The following is a 2,605-nucleotide window of genomic DNA, read 5'->3' on the forward strand; positions in this document are numbered from 1 at the left end:
GACGTTCTTGGTGACGCTCGCGAGCTCCATCTGCATGCTGGCCTGCATCGGGACCGGGACACCGTTGTTGTCGGCGGCGGAGACGGCGAAGCCGCCTTCGTCGGCGACCTTGAGGGTGCCGTTCTGGGAGATGGCGAGCTGCCAGCCGAAGGCCTTGTTCTGCATCTGGGTGGCGACCGAGGCGCGCATCTCGGCGACGCTGGCCTGGGTGTTGGCGAGGACGGCGTCCTCGGCGTGGGCGGCGGACGCGTTGCCCAGAGCCAGCGGCAGTGCGGCAGCGGCGAGGGCAAAGGTGGCGGCGGTGCGGCGCAGGTTCATCGGAGTGCTCCTTCAGTCGGGTTGGTGTGCTGATGACTGTTGGAGCAGCGGGCGGGGAGTTCCTTACAACTTTTTCGGGCCCAGTTCCTTGACCAGCTGGCTGATCAGGTCCAGCGACGGGTCGGACCCGGGGAAGTAGCAGCAGACCCGTTCTGCGTGGCCGCCGAAGCGGTCGAGCAGCTGCCGGGCGCACTCCTGCGGTGTGCCGACGACCGCGAGCCTTGTGAGCAGGTCGTCGTCGATGAGGTGCGCGCTGGTGACGAGCTCGCGCCGTCGTACGGCGTCCGCGAACCGGGGTTGCAGATCGGCTCGGCCCTCGACCTCGAGCACGGGGCGGTAGGCCGGTGTCGAGGAGTAGAACGCCAGCAGGCGGCGGACGCCCTCGATCGCCACGTCCAGCTCCGCTGGGTCCGACGCCATGGCGAGGATGGCCTGCGGGTGGATCGTGAACCCGTCGGGGTCGCTCTCGCGTCGGCGCAGGCCCTCCTCGATCGCAGGCAGTGTGCGTTCGGTGAAGTGGCGTGCGGAGTTGAAGGGCATCACCAGCAGGCCATCGGCCACCTCCGCCGCGGCTCGCGTCATGGCCGGTCCCAGCGCCCCCAACAGGACCGGCGGGACGCCGTACGGGTTGGGGCCGGGGTTGAACATCGGCGGCATCAGGTCCAGGTGGGTGTACTCGCCGGTGAAGTCGAGGCGGGTGCCGGACTGCCACGCGTCCAGCACCGCCTTGACGGCCTGCACCCGGTCCCTCATCTGTGCGACGGGCCGGTCCCACGTGGCGCCGTACCGGCGCTCGACGTGGGCCTTCACCTGGGAGCCCAGTCCGAGCCGGAACCCGCCCCGGGACAGGGTCTGCAGGTCGTGGGCGAGGTGGGCGAGGTGCATCGGGCTGCGGGGGAGCGCGATCGCGACGTTGGTCATCAGGTCGATCGGACCGCAGGAGGAAGCCGCCACGGCGAGGGGCAGGAAGGCGTCGTGCGGGCCCTCGAAGGTGAAGAGTCCGGCGACCCCGGTCGAGGCCAGTTCCCGGGCGCGCACGGCCACCTCGTCGGGAGCAGCATCGAGCCGGATGTCGACCGCGAGGCCGGTCGCTGGTTGTTGCATGGGCAATACATTACGATCAGTAACGAAATGCAGGCAACGAATTCCGGAACCCGCACCGCGGGCCGCCCGCGCGACCACCGGATCGACGAGGCGGTGATCGCGGCGACCCGCGACCTCCTCGCGACCGAGGGGTACGCCGGCCTGTCCCTCGCGGCCGTGGCCGCCCGGTCGGGCACCAACACGCCGGCGATCTACCGGCGCTGGCAGTCCAAGGCCCATCTCGTCCATGAGGCCGTCTTCCCCGAGTCGCTCGCGACCGGCCTGCCCTCCACCGGCGACCTCCGTGCCGACGTGGAGGCCCTGGTTCGCGGCAGCGCCCTGCTGTTCTCGGATCCCGTGGCGCGCGCCGCACTGCCCGGCCTGCTCAGCGACCTGGTGCCGCACCCCGACCTCCATCGCGAGCTGATCGACCGGCTGTGGTTGTCGCGGACCGGTGAGGTCCAGCAGCTCCTCGACCTGGCAGCCGACCAGGGGCAGGTACGACGCGGCGTACGCGCCGACCACCTGCTGAACGTCATCGGCGGCAGCGCGCTCCTCGCGGTGCTGACGCCGGGTCAGGCCGCGCTCGACGAAGCGTGGATCGCGTCGATCTGCACCCTGGCCCTGGACGGAATCACGAAGTAGCCGCGGCGGAACGGTACTCGCGCGGTGTCTTGTCGAACCAGCGTCGGCACGACCGGTTGAGGGTGCTCTGCTCGGCGTACCCGAGCATCGCTGCGATCTGGCCGAACTGGAGCCGCGGGTCCGCGAGGTACTTCTCGGCCAGGGTGCGACGCTCGTGGTCGATCACTTCCTGGCAACCCGTGCCCTCGGCGGTCAGCTGGCGGCGCAGGGTGCGCTCGTGGATCCCGAGCTGTTCGGCGATCGTCTCGGCGGTGCAGTGCCCGGTCGGGAGCAGCCGACGTGTCAGCTCGGCGACACGTTCGGACATCGGCGCCGTGGCAGGCACGTAGTTGGCCTCGAGGTACTTCGTGGCGATGCGCCGCGTCTCCGGGTCTGCGCTGTCGATCGACCGCGCGGCCAGGTCCGAAGGGATCTCGAACCCGCACCATTCCTGGGCGAAGTGGACTGGGCAGTCGAACGTCTCGGCGTACGCCGCTGTCGGACCCATCTGATCGTGCAGGAAGGACATGGTGTTGAGGCGCGCGTCCGGTCCGCCCAGCAGGCGCAGCATCAGTACGAC

Annotated in this window: 4 protein-coding genes; 1 reads left to right on the forward strand and 3 read right to left on the reverse strand. The window is 70.1% G+C overall.

Translation table 11 applies throughout. The features are described from left to right. The coding region (locus ACOADB_RS26550) for a hypothetical protein (protein WP_378606097.1) at positions 1–318 on the reverse strand (318 nt) is incomplete at its 3' end. A 63-nt stretch (positions 319–381) separates the two neighbouring features. Beyond that, complete coding sequence (locus tag ACOADB_RS26555) at positions 382–1,422, reverse strand: TIGR03617 family F420-dependent LLM class oxidoreductase (protein ID WP_378606100.1); 1,041 nt, start codon at positions 1,420–1,422, stop codon at positions 382–384. A 27-nt stretch (positions 1,423–1,449) separates the two neighbouring features. Here ACOADB_RS26555 and ACOADB_RS26560 point away from each other — a divergent pair, with 27 nt between their 5' ends. Next, positions 1,450–2,046 carry a TetR/AcrR family transcriptional regulator gene (locus ACOADB_RS26560; RefSeq protein ID WP_378606103.1) on the forward strand — a complete coding sequence of 199 codons (597 nt, stop codon included), beginning with the start codon at positions 1,450–1,452 and terminating at the stop codon, positions 2,044–2,046. On the opposite strand, the gene ACOADB_RS26565 is transcribed toward ACOADB_RS26560, so the two are convergent. Next, on the reverse strand, positions 2,036–2,605 hold a 570-nt coding region (locus ACOADB_RS26565; protein WP_378606106.1), incomplete at its 5' end, for a helix-turn-helix transcriptional regulator. The two genes, ACOADB_RS26560 and ACOADB_RS26565, sit on opposite strands and share 11 nt — an antisense overlap.

Origin of the sequence: Nocardioides sp. CPCC 206348 (assembly GCF_048654705.1) — a bacterium.
In the GTDB taxonomy this organism is placed as follows: Bacteria; Actinomycetota; Actinomycetes; order Propionibacteriales; family Nocardioidaceae; genus Nocardioides.

Bases quoted from the DNA above. Each gene is read 5' to 3' on its own strand.
- ACOADB_RS26555 (WP_378606100.1), bottom strand. From the start codon at position 1,422: ATGCAACAACCAGCGACCGGCCTCGCGGTCGACATCCGGCTCGATGCT.
- ACOADB_RS26560 (WP_378606103.1), top strand. From the start codon at position 1,450: ATGCAGGCAACGAATTCCGGAACCCGCACCGCGGGCCGCCCGCGCGAC.